The organism is Streptococcus salivarius (assembly GCF_000785515.1).
In the GTDB taxonomy this organism is placed as follows: Bacteria; Bacillota; Bacilli; order Lactobacillales; family Streptococcaceae; genus Streptococcus; species Streptococcus salivarius.
The window spans coordinates 454,346-470,481 of sequence record NZ_CP009913.1 but is presented as its reverse complement, the minus strand read 5'-3'; the positions used below and the strand labels follow the sequence as shown (position 1 = coordinate 470,481).

Annotated in this window: 17 protein-coding genes; 4 read left to right on the top strand and 13 right to left on the bottom strand. The window is 40.4% G+C overall.

Annotated elements, in window-relative coordinates; all coding sequences use genetic code 11:
• The first annotated feature begins 1 nt into the window (after position 1).
• From SSAL8618_RS10770 to SSAL8618_RS02400, 4 genes are all read left to right on the top strand, one after another.
• On the top strand, positions 2 to 370 hold the full coding sequence (locus SSAL8618_RS10770; protein WP_257001915.1) for a hypothetical protein: 369 nt from the start codon (positions 2 to 4) through the stop codon (positions 368 to 370).
• Positions 336 to 743, top strand: a complete 408-nt coding sequence (locus SSAL8618_RS10765) for a CPBP family intramembrane glutamic endopeptidase (RefSeq protein WP_257001914.1) — start codon at positions 336 to 338, stop codon at positions 741 to 743. Before SSAL8618_RS10770 ends, SSAL8618_RS10765 begins: the two co-directional genes overlap by 35 nt.
• A gap of 238 nt (positions 744 to 981) precedes the next feature.
• A complete protein-coding gene (locus SSAL8618_RS02405) occupies positions 982 to 1,878 on the top strand; it encodes a LysR family transcriptional regulator (RefSeq protein WP_002885507.1) in 897 nt (298 codons plus the stop codon).
• A gap of 10 nt (positions 1,879 to 1,888) precedes the next feature.
• A complete protein-coding gene (locus SSAL8618_RS02400) occupies positions 1,889 to 2,734 on the top strand; it encodes an aldo/keto reductase (RefSeq protein ID WP_038675411.1) in 846 nt (281 codons plus the stop codon).
• Between the two features lie 203 nt (positions 2,735 to 2,937).
• Here the strand turns inward: SSAL8618_RS02400 and metG are convergent, their stop codons facing one another.
• The 13 genes from metG to SSAL8618_RS02335 all read right to left on the bottom strand — a co-directional run bounded on the left by metG (position 2,938) and on the right by SSAL8618_RS02335 (position 16,043).
• On the bottom strand, positions 2,938 to 4,941 hold the full coding sequence (metG, locus tag SSAL8618_RS02395) for a methionine--tRNA ligase (RefSeq protein WP_038675409.1): 2,004 nt from the start codon (positions 4,939 to 4,941) through the stop codon (positions 2,938 to 2,940).
• A 109-nt stretch (positions 4,942 to 5,050) separates the two neighbouring features.
• Positions 5,051 to 5,929, bottom strand: coding sequence for a hypothetical protein (locus tag SSAL8618_RS02390; protein ID WP_038675407.1), 879 nt, complete (start codon positions 5,927 to 5,929; stop codon positions 5,051 to 5,053).
• A 130-nt stretch (positions 5,930 to 6,059) separates the two neighbouring features.
• Positions 6,060 to 7,148 carry a hypothetical protein gene (locus SSAL8618_RS02385; protein ID WP_038675405.1) on the bottom strand — a complete coding sequence of 363 codons (1,089 nt, stop codon included), beginning with the start codon at positions 7,146 to 7,148 and terminating at the stop codon, positions 6,060 to 6,062.
• A gap of 152 nt (positions 7,149 to 7,300) precedes the next feature.
• Positions 7,301 to 7,999 carry a hypothetical protein gene (locus tag SSAL8618_RS02380; RefSeq protein ID WP_038675404.1) on the bottom strand — a complete coding sequence of 233 codons (699 nt, stop codon included), beginning with the start codon at positions 7,997 to 7,999 and terminating at the stop codon, positions 7,301 to 7,303.
• A 116-nt stretch (positions 8,000 to 8,115) separates the two neighbouring features.
• Positions 8,116 to 9,189, bottom strand: a complete 1,074-nt coding sequence (locus SSAL8618_RS02375) for a PhoH family protein (RefSeq protein WP_038675402.1) — start codon at positions 9,187 to 9,189, stop codon at positions 8,116 to 8,118.
• 79 nt (positions 9,190 to 9,268) lie between these two features.
• Positions 9,269 to 10,546: a LysM peptidoglycan-binding domain-containing protein gene (locus SSAL8618_RS02370; RefSeq protein WP_038675400.1), complete on the bottom strand. Its 1,278-nt coding sequence runs from the start codon at positions 10,544 to 10,546 to the stop codon at positions 9,269 to 9,271.
• A 239-nt stretch (positions 10,547 to 10,785) separates the two neighbouring features.
• Positions 10,786 to 11,001: a YozE family protein gene (locus SSAL8618_RS02365; RefSeq protein ID WP_002885591.1), complete on the bottom strand. Its 216-nt coding sequence runs from the start codon at positions 10,999 to 11,001 to the stop codon at positions 10,786 to 10,788.
• Between the two features lie 8 nt (positions 11,002 to 11,009).
• On the bottom strand, positions 11,010 to 11,867 hold the full coding sequence (gene cvfB / locus SSAL8618_RS02360; RefSeq protein ID WP_038675398.1) for an RNA-binding virulence regulatory protein CvfB: 858 nt from the start codon (positions 11,865 to 11,867) through the stop codon (positions 11,010 to 11,012).
• A 90-nt stretch (positions 11,868 to 11,957) separates the two neighbouring features.
• The gene (frr, locus tag SSAL8618_RS02355; protein ID WP_014633971.1) at positions 11,958 to 12,515 is read right to left on the bottom strand and encodes a ribosome recycling factor; all 558 of its coding nucleotides are present in this window, start codon (positions 12,513 to 12,515) and stop codon (positions 11,958 to 11,960) included.
• Positions 12,516 to 12,529: 14 nt separating this feature from the next.
• Positions 12,530 to 13,267 carry a UMP kinase gene (gene pyrH / locus SSAL8618_RS02350; RefSeq protein ID WP_002885551.1) on the bottom strand — a complete coding sequence of 246 codons (738 nt, stop codon included), beginning with the start codon at positions 13,265 to 13,267 and terminating at the stop codon, positions 12,530 to 12,532.
• 236 nt (positions 13,268 to 13,503) lie between these two features.
• Positions 13,504 to 14,727 carry a sensor histidine kinase gene (locus SSAL8618_RS02345; RefSeq protein ID WP_038675396.1) on the bottom strand — a complete coding sequence of 408 codons (1,224 nt, stop codon included), beginning with the start codon at positions 14,725 to 14,727 and terminating at the stop codon, positions 13,504 to 13,506.
• Between the two features lie 13 nt (positions 14,728 to 14,740).
• Entirely contained in the window at positions 14,741 to 15,418 is a 678-nt protein-coding gene (locus SSAL8618_RS02340) for a response regulator transcription factor (protein WP_038675394.1), read from the bottom strand.
• 1 nt (position 15,419) lies between these two features.
• Complete coding sequence (locus SSAL8618_RS02335; RefSeq protein ID WP_038675392.1) at positions 15,420 to 16,043, bottom strand: GTP pyrophosphokinase; 624 nt, start codon at positions 16,041 to 16,043, stop codon at positions 15,420 to 15,422.
• Positions 16,044 to 16,136 lie beyond the last annotated feature (93 nt).

Sequence of the window (16,136 nt, the reverse complement as noted above, 5' to 3'; positions counted from 1 at the left end):
AATGACAAAAAAAGAAATGAGATTGCTGATCCTTCTTGGGATTAGTATTATTTTAGCGAACCTTGTACTTCGTTTGATTCTTAGGCCTCTGCCTGAGAATATAGCTTATCTCATTAAAACGCTTGGCCTTATGTGTGTGTACTATTTCATCGTACAGAGACGCCTCGGATTAAAGATCAAATCGACAAAAAAGATAAGTTGGTCTGAAACCCTAAGTGTTTGTTGGTTGGTTCTTTTGGCAGATTTTTTCTTTCTTTCTGCGGTTGCTTTGGGTATCAGTAAAGCACCTCACATGATAGGAACTGCCTTGATTATTGCCTTAGGAGCCGGTTTTTTTGAGGAATATTTTTTTTCGTGGACTTTTCCTTAAGCTCGCCTTTCAAGATGGTATTAGATCTTCAAAACAGGTTTTAGGAGTCGTTTTCTTGTCTGCCATATTTTTTGGATTGGCCCATCTCGGAAATCTTACTCACCAGCCCTTGAACGCTACCCTGTTCCAAGTTTATTATGCAACAGCTTATGGCATATTCTTTGCTGCTATTTACCTACGTACCGGTAGCCTCTGGTGGACTATTATTCTGCACTTTTTGATTGATTTTGGCAGTGTCCTTATCTCGCAATCAACACAGGCTGCACCAGCTACAAGTATCTGGAATTTCATTTTCTGGCTACCTTTAATTGCCCTAGGACTCTTCCTTATTCGTCCTAAAAAATTGAAAGCCATTAGATATCTTAATGATTAATATTTCAAACTGCATCCCATAAGTTAGATTTTCAGTGTCTAACCTGTGGATGCAGTTTTTCATTTATCAGAACTGCTTTCTTACGACTTATCTCAATTTCCATAATTACTCCTAAAACGATTTAATCATAGAAATTTCATATCAGGTCTTCATCTATTCCTATCAGAATTTTGCTGATTTTAGACTTCTCATTTTGTTATAATATGACCTACAATCATATTTTTCAAAGGGGATGCTTATGAATTTTCAACAATGTCGCTATGTTCAGACTATCGCTGAAACAGGGTCTTTTAGTAAGGCTGCTAAAAAACTCTTTTTGACTCAGCCTAATCTCTCAGCATCCATCCGTGACTTAGAGGAAGAACTTGGTGTCCAACTCTTTGAGCGTTCCAATACAGGAGCTAAACTAACTGATGACGGTCATGATTTTCTCAAATACGCCAAACGTATTCTTGGAGAGTTAGATCTCCTAGAAGGACGTTACCGTAAATCATTCAAGAAATCATTCACTGTTGCCAGTCACCACTACGATTTCTTATCACTTCCCATGGCTCACATTGCCCAACGTTTTCGTAGTGATTATCAAGAATTTCAACTGATTGAAACAACGACTAGGAAGATTCTCAAAAGCGTTGAGAGCTTCGAAAGTGACCTGGGGATTATTTATCTAGATGAAGACAATGACCATATCCTTGAACGCAGTTTCCAACACATGGATCTGACTTTCACCCCACTTGGAGAGTTTGAAACTAAGATTTTCTTAGGTCGCCAACATCCCCTAGCTCACAAAAAATCCCTCAATCTCAAAGATTTAGAGGGATACCCACAGGTCCGCTTTCGTCAAGAAAGCTCTGGAATCCATTTTGACGAAGATCCTCTCGAGGTTCTGCCTGACCAACAAGTAATTTACAGTAATGACCGAGGCAGTGTCATGAATCTGCTCTGTGCCTCAGATAGTTACGCTTCTGGTCTCGGTATTGTTAATAGTTTCATTAAGGACCAAATTGTTTTACTTCCACTGAAGAACAGTCCAAAGCACACCTTGGGGTTTGTGACCAATAATAAACAGAAACAATCCGCAATTATTCAAGCTTTTATCGAGGAAATTCAGGATAGCTTACTACCCCACCACTAAGGAGAAGAAAATGGAATTTCAAACACTTAATAATGGCATCAAAATACCCGTGCTTGGTTTTGGTGTCTGGCAAATTTTTAATCAAAAGGAATGTCAAAAAGCCGTTGAAGATGCTCTTTCTGTAGGCTATCGATTGATTGATACTGCTAGCCTTTATCGAAATGAGGAAGCCGTGGGACGTGCTATTAAGGCATCTGGTATCCCTCGCGAGGATATTTTCCTGACTAGTAAGGCCTGGATTAGCCAGCTTGGCTACGAAGATACCAAATTAGCCCTAAAAGAAACACTTCGCAAACTAGATACTGACTATCTTGATTTATATTTGATTCATCAACCTTTTGGCGACTTACATGGTGCCTGGCGTGCTATGATTGAGCTTAAGCATGAAGAACTTATTAGAGCCATTGGTGTTTCTAACTTCTCAACAGGGCGTTTGGCGGATTTTGCCTTGCAGACACCTGTAATTCCAGCAGTCAATCAAATCGAGTTGCATCCCTATAAACAACACAAACTAATCCAGAAAGCTGATAAGGAATTTGGTACCCTAACGCAAGCCTGGGCTCCTTTTCATAGAGGAGAGGATGGTATTTTTGAGGACCCAACTCTAACTGCTATTGCTGAAAAACATGGCAAGACAGTTGCCCAGGTCATCCTCAGATGGCAAACCCAACAAGGGATTTTGACCATTCCTAAAAGTACCCATATCGAACGAATGAAGGAAAACTTTAATAGCTTTGACTTCCACCTAGACCAAGCAGACCTTGACACTATCAGTAAACTAGACCGATACCCAAATGCTTATGGACCTGATGAAAGTGTGGAACGCATTAAGCATTTATTGAAATATAGTGTATAAGAAAACGAGTTCGACTGAACTCGTTTTCTTATACAACAAGTCCTCTTAAGACTTTCCTTAAGAGTAGATGATTTCCGGTTTTAAGGAAGCAAAACTGCCGAGAACTCAACAAAGATCTATTTAAGCGCTTTACTCACAACTGAAGATTAGTAAAAAACAGTTTCCCAATTCAAAAAATTGATAAACTGTTTTTTTATGATATTTTACCCAATCACACTTCCGTTTGGAACAGATGGATCTACTGTCAAGACAGTGAGTTTGCCGTCATGTTCTGCGGAAAGAATCATACCTTGGCTGACATATTTCTTCATCATCTTACGTGGTTTGAGATTAGCCACGACTTGAAGTTTCTTGCCGACCAATTCTTGTTCGTTCGGATAGAATTTAGCGATACCTGAGAGGATTTGACGATCTTCACCGTCACCAGCGTCAAGACGGAAGCGGAGCAATTTGTCTGAACCTTCGACCTTTTCTACTTCTTTAACTTCAGCGACACGGATTTCAACCTTGTCAAAGTCGTCAAATTTAATTTGGTCTTTTTCAGACTTAAGTTCAACCTCTTCTGGGTTCCATTCCTTCTCTTGAGGTTTGCCTGCGTTCATTTGAGATTGGATGTAGGCAATTTCTTCGTCCATGTCCAGACGTGGGAAGATTGGAGTTCCTTTTGAAACGACTGTCACATTCTCTGGGAAGCCTGAAAGTTCAAGATTTTCAAGGTCAAATGTTACTGGCAAGCCAAGTTGTTCCATGATGGCATTTGAAGTGGTCATCATGAATGGTTGAATGAGGTGGGCAACGACACGAAGACTAGCAGCCAAGTGAGCCATAACAGCTGCCAATTGTTCCTTGTCACCATCTTCTTTTGCAAGGACCCATGGAGCTGTTTCATCAATATACTTATTGGTACGTGAAATGATGTTCCAAACGGCGTCCAAGGCACGTGGGAAATCTACAGCCTTCATTTGTTTGTGGAACTCTTCGATATTTTCAGCCACAACCTTAGCCAAATCAGCATCAAAGTCTGTAACGTTCTCAACATAGGCAGGCACTTGACCACCGAAATACTTGTTAATCATGGCAACTGTACGGTTTAGGAGATTCCCAAGGTCATTAGCCAATTCGTAGTTGATACGAGCCACATAGTCTTCTGGTGTGAAGGTACCATCTGAACCGACAGGAAGACTACGCATGAGGTAGTAACGGAGTGGATCCAGACCAAAACGCTCTACCAACATTTCTGGATAAATCACGTTTCCTTTAGACTTAGACATCTTACCGTCTTTCATGACGAACCAACCGTGGGCAACAAGGCGTGTAGGCAATGGCAAATCAAGAGCCATAAGGATGATTGGCCAGTAGATTGAGTGGAAACGAAGGATATCCTTACCAATCATGTGGATAATTTCGTGGTTTTCATCATTTTGCCAGAATAAATCAAAGTTACCATGCTCATCCTGACCATAACCAAGGGCAGTGATATAGTTGATAAGAGCATCAATCCACACATAAACCACGTGTTTTGGATCTGATGGTACTTTTACTCCCCAAGTGAAGGTTGTACGTGACACAGCCAAGTCTTCCAAGCCTGGCTCGATGAAGTTTTTAAGCATTTCATTCATACGACCATCAGGTTGGATAAATTCTGGGTGTTCTTTAAAGAAGGCAGTCAAACGGTCTGCGTAGTTGCTGAGTTTAAAGAAATATGATTCTTCAGAAACCAACTCTACTTCATGTCCTGATGGAGCTACCCCACCAATGACATTCCCTTGCTCATCACGGTAAACTTCTGCCAACTGACTTTCAGTGAAGAATTCTTCATCTGAAACTGAGTACCAACCTGAGTATTCACCAAGATAGATATCTCCTTTTTCCAAGAGACGCTCGAAAACTTGAGCAACAACTTTTTCATGGTAATCATCAGTCGTACGGATGAATTTATCGTATGAGATATTCAAAAGTTGCCAGAGGTCCTTAACACCAACAGCCATACCATCCACATACTCTTGTGGTGTGATTCCTGCTTCTTCAGCCTTTTGTTGAATCTTTTGGCCGTGTTCATCAAGCCCAGTAAGGTAGAAGACATCATAGTTCATCATACGTTTGTAACGTGCTAAGACGTCACAAGCAATGGTCGTATAGGCAGAACCAATATGTAATTTACCAGATGGGTAATAGATAGGTGTTGTGATGTAGAATGTTTTTGTCATTTTAATTTCCTTTCATGTGTTAACAAATGGGCTAACACTGATGATATAACATCTTATTATAGCACGTTTTGGACACTAAAAAAACCAGCTAAGCTGGTTTTAAACATTACTAGTTTTGGAAGCGCTTTTTATCAACTCTAACATCACGTTCATAGTCATAATCTAATTTCTTCACGTCATCCCCTGATAGGCGTTTGAAACTTCTTTCTTCAATAAGTTTGCCTTTCTTATTATAAGTTGTAACGATCAATCTATCACCCTTAACCTTGTATCGAACAGTTTCTTCAAGAGATTCTTTGTAGGATTTAACGTAAATCTTTTTACTTTCATCGTTATCAGCCTGAGTTCGATATTCACTTATTTTGTATTGATTATCTACCGCTTGGTCAATGACTTTGGTATATTCAGATAGTGACATGGTTGGTTTAAGCGTTCCTGACCAAGCATCTGGATGGTATGCTTCGTCAGTACCATAGTCTGTAAAGTCAACCAGATTGTTCCCGCCAGCTAAGGTATAAAAATAAAATTTAACATTATTACCTTTGACTTTAACAAAATCATGAGCCTCTAGACCACTTTTCTTGAAAGATTCCATACCATCAACCATTTTCTTCTTATCTTTATGGTAAAAGCGATAAGTTTCAAGCAGATAGGTTCCTTCAGGTATTTTACCGCCTTGCAAGTGCATAAACGCATAGCCACCAAATGAAAGTGCCACTAGGACAATCGCCCCCACTACAGAAGCAATAATAATTTTAGCTTTCTTAGACAAGCCTGTCTTAGCAGGAGCAACTTGTGAAACGGCTTGTGTCACTTGGTCACTCAACTGAGCTTGCTGTGGATTAATACCCTCGTCCTTAGCCTCTTGAGAAATAAATTCCCCATTAGCTTTTGCTTGTTGGATTTCTTCCTCTGTCGGCTTACGATTATTGATTGTTTCGAAATAATCTAACCACTCTTTTTCGTTCATAAAAGTCCCCTTTTTCATTGATACTTCCATTCTAACAGAAAAAAGACTCCAAGGCTATTTGATTATTTCCATATAAAGAAAAGCGATACCAGAATGGAGTTTTGGCTCTCCTTCTCGTACCACTTTACTCATTTACATCATTGGGTGATTAGATTTTATCACTAGATTTTTTACTACTTTTACTATCGTCAGAGCCTGATTTAGAACCACTACCATAGTCATCGCTATTACCATAGCCATAGTCATTACCATAACCATAGCCGTAATTGTAGCCATAACCATAATCATAGTAATCCTTGAAGTCATCATATTGATCACTATAAGTCTTCAAATCTTTCTTATAATCTTTGATGGCATCCTTATAGTCATCCCAGCGCTCCTCAGCGTCTCCCTTACTCATACGTTTATAAGTAATACGTGACTGAAGCTTCCCTTTTTTATCATAAGTAGTCAGAGTGTATTCATCGCCATGCTTGACATAGGTACGTTTTTCCTTCAAGGTATCTTTATATTCTCTTGTTGTTTTTTTAACGACTTTGTCAGCTTCCTCTTTGGTATAAAACGAATAGTCTTTTCTCATCTTTTTCATGAAGTCTTTTGTGACATCTTCGACTTGATCCGCATCTAAAACTTGACTCTCTGTTCTATTCCACGGATCAAATACCTGAGGAACATCTATCTCATAGTCCATCAAACTAACATATGATTTATTGTCACTCTCTACTAAATTGTAGGTTCTAGATTGATTATTCTTTACAACTACAAAAGACTGAAACTCCAAATCCTCCTTCTTGTATTCATCTATGCCGTCAACCATTTTATCTTTGTCTTCATCATAACGAGAGAAAGAAACTACCTCATATGTTCCATCCGCAATCTTACCTGATTGGTAGCGCCATAGTGAGTAGCCCCCAACAATAAGTAAAATTGCTGCCAAGGAACCAAAGACTGATGCCAAAATAATCTTAGTTTTCTTAGACATACCTTTTTTAGCAGGTACGACTTGTTGGAAGGTTGCTGTTGTTTGGGCAAACTGAGGCTGCTGTGTCATCGTTATCACAGGTTCAGCTGGCTTAATCGGTCTTTGCTCCGTCGCCTGTCTATTTGAGCCAAAGACGTTAGGGTTAGGTCGTTCAAGGATAAACTCGCCTGCTGCTTGAGCTTGAGCTAACTCTGCGGGAGTTGGTTTGCGACCGTTGACTAATTCAAAGTACTCAATCCACTCTTGCTGGTTCATAATAATCTCCTTTTTTATTGGTCTACTGTTCTATTGTACCAAAATAAATGGTGAAATAGTATTTGACAATTATCATAAAGACTGTAAGGTTTTTTAATAAATCATTAGGTTATGATTCTCGATAGAAAAGAGCTGCTTGGTCGGTAAGTGGTTCAACGCCAGATGAGATAATCCCCATCATGCCTTGAATAATTATAATACTTCAAGGCATACTCATAATCCCTATCATAACCACTTTTGACCCCTTTGGCTTCCTCTGAGCTCAATCGTTTAAAAGTTCTACGCGACTCAATATGTCCATCATTAGCATAAACAGTCAGAACGAGACCATTAGGGCGCTTTTCATAAGTTCTTTTTTGCTTCAACATTTTTTTATAATCGTCTACACACCTTTGGACAGATACTTCTTTTACTCTTGAATACTCCTCTCCCTTTTTAGAAATCTTATCTATATGAGAAATCACTAGAGCTTCATATTCAGAGACTGTTAGATCCTGTTTCAAAGTCCCTGTACGTGGGTCAAAAGTCTGTGGGAGCTTTTCATCATGCTCAAATGGTGAGACAAAAGGTTCCCCATCCCCCACAAAAACATAATAAAATTGAGATTTCATATTCTCAACAACTATAAAATCCTCATATAAGCTATCATTATTCTCTCCTCGCTCAGTCCAATTTATCAATTCATTGGAATATGCCGATTTAGCCTCGTATTTTAGCATCTGATAAGTGCCGTCTGGAATATAGTTCTCTTGATACTTCCAAAATCTTCCCTCTCCTATGGCTATCAAGACTGTCGCAACAAGTCCAAGCAATACAATGATAGCAATCTTCCATTTTTTTGCTTTAGTCATGGCTCTCCCCCCTTACTGGCCTGTGATTCAATTCTATTTTACCAGAAATAGGGGAAAAGCTGATGACATGACTGCAAAGGAAAAGAGGTTGAGAACACAGACTCTCAAACCTCTTTTCAGCTATTTATTTTTTTAAGATCCTCAGCACCAATAACTGGGTATTCAGTCAATCCTGACGCTGCTTCTTCTTCAACCTTGTTTGCTTCCTCTGGTTTTTCCTCAAAGTCAACCTTAGGTGCATCTTTTTCATAAGCATTAATGATATCAGCTACAACTGGGTGACGTACGACATCGCTAGCAGAGAAGTGAACAAAATCAATAGCCTTAATTCCCTTCAATTTCTCCATAGCATCGACAAGGCCTGATTTAACACGACGTGGCAAGTCAATCTGACTCATGTCCCCATTGACAATCATCTTAGAATTAAAACCAAGACGGGTCAAGAACATCTTCATTTGCATGATGGTTGTATTTTGTGCCTCATCAAGGATAACAAAGGCATCCTCTAGGGTACGACCACGCATATAAGCGAGGGGGGCAATCTCAATAATTTCACGTTCCATGAGGCGGGTCGTTTGCTCCTTACCAAGAATTTGATATAAGGCATCATAAACAGGGCGAAGGTAAGGATCCACCTTTTCCTTGAGATCACCAGGCAAGAAACCAAGGCTCTCACCCGCCTCAACCGCCGGACGTGTCAGAACAATACGTTTAACTTGACCACGTTTAAGGGCTGTAACCGCAAGGGTAACCGCTAAAAAGGTCTTCCCTGTACCAGCTGGACCAATTCCAAAGACCACATCATGACTTTTAATGCTATCAACATAGACCTTTTGTCCTAAAGTCTTCACTCGGATAGGCTTACCACTGTTGTCCTTGATAATCTCTTCTTCATATAAAGCAACAAACTTGTCAATCGAACCATCTTGAGCCATGGTTAAGGCCGCAACAACATCTGAAGTGTTGACTAGCATTCCACGCTCCACTAAAACAAGGAGGGCTTGAATGGTCAAACGAGCCAATTCAATACTTTCCTCGTCATCTCCAAGGATCTGCACACGCTCTGTTCGAGCATGAATAATAACATTTAGGTTTTCCTCGATAAGTTTTAGATGGCGCTCATTGGTCCCAAAAAGTGACAAGACATCATCTGGGTGATTTAGGGTAATTTCAACAGAATACTCTTGCAAATAGAGTTCCTCTTTCTTTCGTCTTTTTCTCCATTATATCAAAAAAATCACGCCAGGCGTGACTTTTTATTATTCTGACTTATTCATTAAATGACACGTGAACGTGGTCATAGTGGTTTTCAGTAACGCTACCACGGTCTGGCATTTGGTTCCATGTGTTAGCTGGTCCGTAGATGTTGTTTACTGGTGCGTAGAATTGTTGTTTGTAGATGATGTACGAAATACCTGCATTTGAGATATTGTCTACTGCATATTGGGCAACTTGATCACCAACTGCTGAACCAACTGGTACCATAACGTCAACAGCAAGTCCTTTACCATGGTCTTGTGGATCACCTTCACGGTAACCACCGATATCAGTAAGACCAAATTGTGCCGCTACATCTTGACGGAAAGCTTCAGCTTGTGGTTGAAGGTGTGGATCCGTTGGAAGTGTATTTGTTGATGCAGGTTGTGCTGCTGGTGCCTCTGAAGCTACTGGTGCTTCTGATGCCACTTCTGATGTTGCTGCTGGTTCTACCGCTGGAGCTTCTGCTGGCGCTTCTGAAGCAGCTGGTGCCTCTGAAGACGCTTCTGATGTTGCTGCTGGTTCTGCCGCTGGAGCTTCTGCTGGCGCTTCTGAAGTCGCTGGTGCTTCTGAAGACGCTTCTGATGTTGCTGCTGGTTCTGCCGCTGGAGCTTCTTCTTTTACTTCAGGTTGTGCTGGTGTTTCAGCAGCTGGAGTAGTTTCTGCTTCAGGTGTAGCCTCTGCTGACGCAGTGACATGATCAATAGCATCAGCAACTGGTTGTTCAGTTTCTGCGTATGCTGGTGCTTCTGATGCTGATGCGATAGCTTCTGTTACTTCTGAAACAGCTTGAGTTGACTCTTCTGTAACAGGTGCTTGAGTAGCTGTTGTGCTTACTGTTTCAACTGGAGCTGTCAAGTCCGCTGCAACTACAGATTGACCATTTACAGTCACTTCGTTAGTTGTCAAATTAGCTTCTGCAACTACAGGTGTAGTTGATGTTTCTGAAGCTGGAGTTTCAACTTTAACAGAGACAGCTTGATTATCAGCATTATAAGTTGCTGTCAAGACTGTTCCAGGGTAAATCAAATCAATGTTTGTGATTTGATTGATGTTAGCCAAAACGTTCACATCGATACCCATTGCTTCAGCGATACTTCCCAAAGTATCACCGTATTGAACTGTATAAGTTTGTTGGTTATCACTTACAGCAATATCTGCTTTGATTTGATCTACTGAACGAGCTGCCCAGTTTGAAGTTTCATCGGCATGTACGTGACTTGCAGCAAAAAGTGAAAGTGCTGCGGTCGAGTAAAGAAGTGCCTTTGTTGTTTTAGATTTTGATAACATGTATAATTCATTCCTTTTTTAACAATTTTAACATCTACAATAATACCACACTTTTTGTCAAAAAAGGGGTGATTTACTGCACTTTAAAGCAATTACTAACTAGTTGTAACAAGCCTAATTTATTGAAAAACAGCTGAGATATTTGTAAAAAATTGTAACAATTCATACCAATTCAAATGGTAATTATTTTTTAAAGAAAATGCTAAAAGTCATTATGCTTATCGTAGACTTAGTCGCTATTAATGAGCCAGATAATCTTCCCAAATCTGGTCAAACTGCCCCAGATTAAAGGAAAAGCTAGCTTGATCTTCCAAGTAACGACTAACTTCTTCGAAGTCATCAGTATGCTTCGGGAAGGTTGAATCTTCAAAAGCCAAGTCAGCCAAGATTGCTACTGGTTCATTGGACTTTGGATTACGCTGGGCCATCAGCCAAGTATAAAAGGATTTTCTCATGCCTTCTCCTAACCGATTAATTCTGTTCCAAACTGGTCTTGTTTGACTTTTTTAGCCTTCATCAGACCACCTAGGGCTTTCTTAAATTGTCCCTTAGAAATACCGAAGGTTTCCTTAATATCTGCTGGTGATGACTTGTCATTAAGCGTCATAAAGCCACCATTGCTCTCTAAATAAGTCAAAATCATCTGAGCATCATTTTCAAGCATTTCAAAAGAACGTGGTTTAAGAGAAAGATTGAGGGTACGGTCAACTTCTCTGAACCCAATCACACGCGCTTCAAGGACCTGACCTAAGCGTGGCTCAGCATAACGTTCTGAGGGATGGATGAAACCAAGCATGTTATTCTCTGGTAGATAAACAAAGGTTCCTGAGAGTTTGAGACGGTAGGCAATGGCTGGCCATTTTTGGTTTTGCATATTATCGTAAGCAGGACCAGCCATACGTTGAAAGACCTCAGGTTCAGCAGGAAGCCCCCAAATACGGTCTTTTTTATCAACATCGAGTTTGATATAAAGCTTGTCGCCTTTCTTAGGCCAAAGCTCTTTGAGTTCGGGCAAAACATCAAGAGAGACAACAATCTCCTTATCTGGAATTCCCACATCTACAAAGACACCCAAATCCTTACGAACTTCAGTGACCTCTCCCCAATCGTAAGAATCATGAGTGGCTTTGATTTCTTTTTGAGTCAGACGTGATTTTTGCTTGCTATCTGTATAGGCGAAACCTGTCACCATGTCACCAATGGCGTGTTCCCCTTCTTCTTTAGACAAGGCAAAGGTCACACCGTCCTTTTGAACAAAATAAAATTTGTCATTTTCATCAGTTACTAGGGCAGTAATAATTGTTCCAAGTAATGTATTCATCTTTTTTCCTCTAAAAAGAGAGTCGGACAAGGAAGCTAACATAGTCCATGCTCTTTTGCTTCTGTCCCACTCTCCTTATTTTTCTATTGATTAAACAGTAAGGAGTTCTTTTTCCTTTTCTGCTGTCATGCTGTCAATCTTCTTAACAGCGTCATCAGTTGCTTTTTGGATATCTTTTTCCAAAGATTTCAATTGATCTTCTGTGATTTCTTTGTCTTTTTCTTGCTTCTTAGCTTCATCCATAGCATCACGGCGGATGTTACGGATAGCGATTTTAGCATTTTCACCGACTTTTTTCACTTCTTTAGCCAACTCTTTACGCGTTTCTTCTGTAAGTGCTGGGATAACCAAGCGCACAACAGAACCATCGTTAGCTGGGTTAATACCAAGATCAGATTCGTTGATTGCACGTTCAATATCAGCGATTGAGCCTTTATCAAATGGTGAAATCAAAAGGACACGTGCTTCAGGAACAGTGATTGAAGCCAATTGGTTAAGTGGTGTTGGAGCACCATAGTATTCTACAGTGATGCGGTCAAGAAGTGATGCATTGGCACGGCCTGCACGGATAGATCCAAATTCACGGGCCAATGACTCGTGTGAGTGGGCGAAACGTTCTTTTGCTTTTTCAATAATTGCGTTTGTCATAAATTCTCTCTTTCTTATTTGTGTGATTCTGCTTTGTTAGATACAGTTGTTCCAATTTGTTCACCAAAGATAACTCGTTTGATGTTTCCTGGTTCGTTCATGTTGAAGACAACAAGGTCAATGTCATTATCCATTGAAAGGGTAGAAGCTGTGGCATCCATAATTTTCAAACCACGTTTAATCACTTCCACGTGTGTCAATTCGTCAAATTTAACAGCATCAGCGTTTTTACGAGGGTCGTCATTGTAGACACCATCAACGCCGTTTTTAGCCATAAGAATAGCATCAGCTTCGATTTCAGCTGCACGAAGAGCCGCTGTTGTATCTGTTGAGAAGTATGGTGAACCAATACCTGCTGCAAAGATAACGATACGGCCTTTTTCAAGGTGACGAAGGGCACGACCACGGATATAAGGCTCCGCTACAGACTTCATATCAATCGCTGTTTGAACACGTGTATCAACACCGAGTTGTTTCAGACTATCAGCCATAACAAGGGCGTTCATCGTTGTTCCAAGCATTCCAGTATAGTCCGCTTGAACACGATCCATTCCTGCTTCAGCTGCAGGTTCACCACGCCAAAGGTTACCACCACCGATAACTAGAGCAATTTGAATACCTGAATCCGCTACTTCAGCAATTTCTTTAGCCATAGCTTGGACAGTTGGAAGATCAATCCCAACACCTCGTTCACCAGCTAGAGCTTCACCTGAAAGCTTAATGAGGACACGTTTGTATTTTGGTTCTGCCATGATTTCTCCCTATTAACTATTTTGTTTTATGATTTGATTCTTAGCTGAGATTTATCTTTCCTAAGTCGTCCATTACCAGCCTTTTAAGGTGGTTAAGGGGTCTCATTCGAGCATCTCCTTTTTATGATTAGGATAGGAAAATGGTTTCTTTTTTGCAAAAAAAACACTAAATCTTCATCCTTACTATTTTATCATAAATTAGGGTTTTCACCTAGTCAAATATTTAAAAAATATCCTTACAAGATGACCGTAAAGGTGATGGTGTCATTTTTATAAGAGGCAAAGATTCGACCTTTAAATAATTTGACCATGCTTTGAGCCATGGAGAGGCCAATACCAAACCCCTTGTGTTCTCTGTTATTATGGGATTCTTCAATACGATAAAAACGTTCAAAAAATTTACTATAGTCAACATCCTTACCATCTTTATAGGTGTTCGATACTTCTAAACGAGCCCGTTTTCGTGTCCTTCCAATCTGACGGAGCCTTACAGTAACTATCCCTTCTGGATCACAATACTTGTTAGCATTATCCACAAGGAGGGTTACAAGTTCAAAGAGAGACTTCTCTTCTGCCTTTACATGAATATCCGGTGTGATGTCCATAACGAAAGATTTACCATCTCGGACAACAGGCCCCTTAAAGTCCTCTGCTGCATCCTCAGTAATATAGGAAAAATCTACATCTTGAAGAACAATATCCGGCTGCTCCTCCAGACGGGATAGGGCTACCAGAGAATTGATTAGAGTAGTCAAACGTGCCACCTGGTCGTTCGTCGACTTGGTCCATTCGTTCTCTCCAGTCATGAGTTCTTGTAGCTCCGTATTGGCAGAAATAATAGCCAATGGTGTCTTTAATTCATGACCTGCATTGGTAATAAAACGTCGCTGCTTTTCGTAGTTTCGAATGAAGGGACGAATGACAATTCCTGATAAGGCACTAACAATGATGACAAAAAAGATAAAGCCAAACATTGATAAAAGGATAGAAAGATTTAACAAGGCTTGGGAAGAATTATAATAAGAGGTCGTGTCCAGAAAGACCACAAGGATCTTATTTTTGCTAACTTTACTAACCTGATAACTGAGATTAATATTTTTTTCTCTAATGGTTCCAAGAGTACTCGTCATTCGGCTAGCTGCTCGGGCATAAGTAGCGGCCTCTTCATCATTTATCAAGGAAGTATGACTGGTGTCCTGACTGACCACTTCATCACCAGACAAGGTCACGCTGAAAAAACGAAAACTATCTGATGGAATTTCACGCCCTTGATTGGTCTCAATTTTTTTCGTTTTTCCGAAACTACCATTATTTTCTGTAAGTGTGTTGAGAACCTTACTAATTTCCTGCTCCGTCTGAAAGGACCTCACAGTATTGATGATTCCCACAGTAGAGACCAAGATAAAGAGGATAGCCAAGGAAGCAATCGTAATAAATTGAAGTCGTAAACGTCTAAACATGAGCTACTCCTCTCTAATTGGCGAGAAGGCAAAAGTCGCCTCCTTTTTCACCAAGAATGCTGATGTCAGCCTGGATGGCTTGCAATTTCTGACGCAGATAGGAAATATAGACCCAGACAATAGACTCGTCCACATCTTCCTCATCCTCCCAGATAGTCTTGAAAAGGTGCTCAGTCGTTAATTTCTTGGCAGGATTGAGCATGAAGTGGGCCATTAACTTGGTCTCTCTGCTTGAAAGTCGAATGGCGTTCCCAGCTACCAACTCCTGCTCTTCTTGGTCCAAACGAACAGAACCAAGAGTCAAAATTTTGGCAGTGAAGCTCTCACTCACACGACGTTCTAATGAGCGCAGACGAGCCAAAAGTTCTTTAAGGGAGATTGGCTTGGTCAAGTAATCGTCTGCCCCAGCATCAAGCCCGGTCACACGATCATCAATTTCAGCCATAGCTGTCAACATAATGACATGCGTCCTATCTCCAGAGGAGCGAATCTCTTTCAGGGCCTCGATACCTGTTTTAATGGGCATCATAATATCCATGATCATCACTTGATAGGCATTTTGTGCAGCTAGGTCTACTGCCTCTTGCCCATTAAATGCTTGATCTACTTCATAGCCTTGATGCTCTAGGGCTGCCTTGTAAACTCGAGAAAGAGCCTCCTCATCCTCAGCTAGTAGAATTTTCAAAGCCATTCTAGTCCCCTCCTTCTTGAATTAAGTTACGGATGGTCTGCATGGTCAAATCACATGAAGCTAATTCATCCGCACAGCGCTTAAGCTCACGGGTAATCATTTCTGGATTCTTGATGTCGTGCTTGTACTTCATTTGATGCTCCAAACTGGCCCAGGAATCCTGAGCAATGGTCCGAAGCTGAACCTCAACAAAATAGGTTCCTCTCTCATTTCCTAGCACATCTGGAAACTCGGTTTCGATTTCCAAAATGAGATGATAAGAACGATAGCCATTGGGCTTAGCATTTAAAATGTAATCTTTCTCGTTATAGATAGAAACGCCAGGGATAGCCTTGATGACATCGATAGTTTTGTAAATATCATCGACAAAGCCACAAACAATTCGAATCCCAATACTGTCACGAATTTCCTTGAGAGCAGATTGGCTGGTTTCAGGCAAATTTTTCCGACGGCACTTTTCACGCATAGAATCGCTTTCTTTGATTCGCGAAATAAAATGTTCATAGAGTTTAAAGCCTGTTTCTTTTTTGCTAGTAATATTAGCCACAATAATCGGGTCTGTTATTTCTTGTAAAATCTTGGGGAGATACTGAGCATATTCCCCATAAATACTTGGAGTTGACATATAAACCTCCTCTAATAGCGTTTCCTAATTATAGCATAGATAGACTTAAAATTAAGGAATGAGCCAGACAAGAAGGACTCTAAGGCTAAGAAA

Bases quoted from the DNA above. Each gene is read 5' to 3' on its own strand.
- metG (WP_038675409.1), bottom strand. From the start codon at position 4,941: ATGACAAAAACATTCTACATCACAACACCTATCTATTACCCATCTGGT.
- SSAL8618_RS02370 (WP_038675400.1), bottom strand. From the start codon at position 10,546: ATGTTATCAAAATCTAAAACAACAAAGGCACTTCTTTACTCGACCGCA.
- SSAL8618_RS10770 (WP_257001915.1), top strand. From the start codon at position 2: ATGACAAAAAAAGAAATGAGATTGCTGATCCTTCTTGGGATTAGTATT.
- SSAL8618_RS02400 (WP_038675411.1), top strand. From the start codon at position 1,889: ATGGAATTTCAAACACTTAATAATGGCATCAAAATACCCGTGCTTGGT.
- frr (WP_014633971.1), bottom strand. From the start codon at position 12,515: ATGACAAACGCAATTATTGAAAAAGCAAAAGAACGTTTCGCCCACTCA.
- SSAL8618_RS02365 (WP_002885591.1), bottom strand. From the start codon at position 11,001: ATGAGAAAATCCTTTTATACTTGGCTGATGGCCCAGCGTAATCCAAAG.
- cvfB (WP_038675398.1), bottom strand. From the start codon at position 11,867: ATGAATACATTACTTGGAACAATTATTACTGCCCTAGTAACTGATGAA.
- pyrH (WP_002885551.1), bottom strand. From the start codon at position 13,267: ATGGCAGAACCAAAATACAAACGTGTCCTCATTAAGCTTTCAGGTGAA.
- SSAL8618_RS02390 (WP_038675407.1), bottom strand. From the start codon at position 5,929: ATGAAAAAGGGGACTTTTATGAACGAAAAAGAGTGGTTAGATTATTTC.
- SSAL8618_RS02405 (WP_002885507.1), top strand. From the start codon at position 982: ATGAATTTTCAACAATGTCGCTATGTTCAGACTATCGCTGAAACAGGG.
- SSAL8618_RS02335 (WP_038675392.1), bottom strand. From the start codon at position 16,043: ATGTCAACTCCAAGTATTTATGGGGAATATGCTCAGTATCTCCCCAAG.
- SSAL8618_RS02345 (WP_038675396.1), bottom strand. From the start codon at position 14,727: ATGTTTAGACGTTTACGACTTCAATTTATTACGATTGCTTCCTTGGCT.
- SSAL8618_RS02380 (WP_038675404.1), bottom strand. From the start codon at position 7,999: ATGACTAAAGCAAAAAAATGGAAGATTGCTATCATTGTATTGCTTGGA.
- SSAL8618_RS02385 (WP_038675405.1), bottom strand. From the start codon at position 7,148: ATGAACCAGCAAGAGTGGATTGAGTACTTTGAATTAGTCAACGGTCGC.
- SSAL8618_RS02340 (WP_038675394.1), bottom strand. From the start codon at position 15,418: ATGGCTTTGAAAATTCTACTAGCTGAGGATGAGGAGGCTCTTTCTCGA.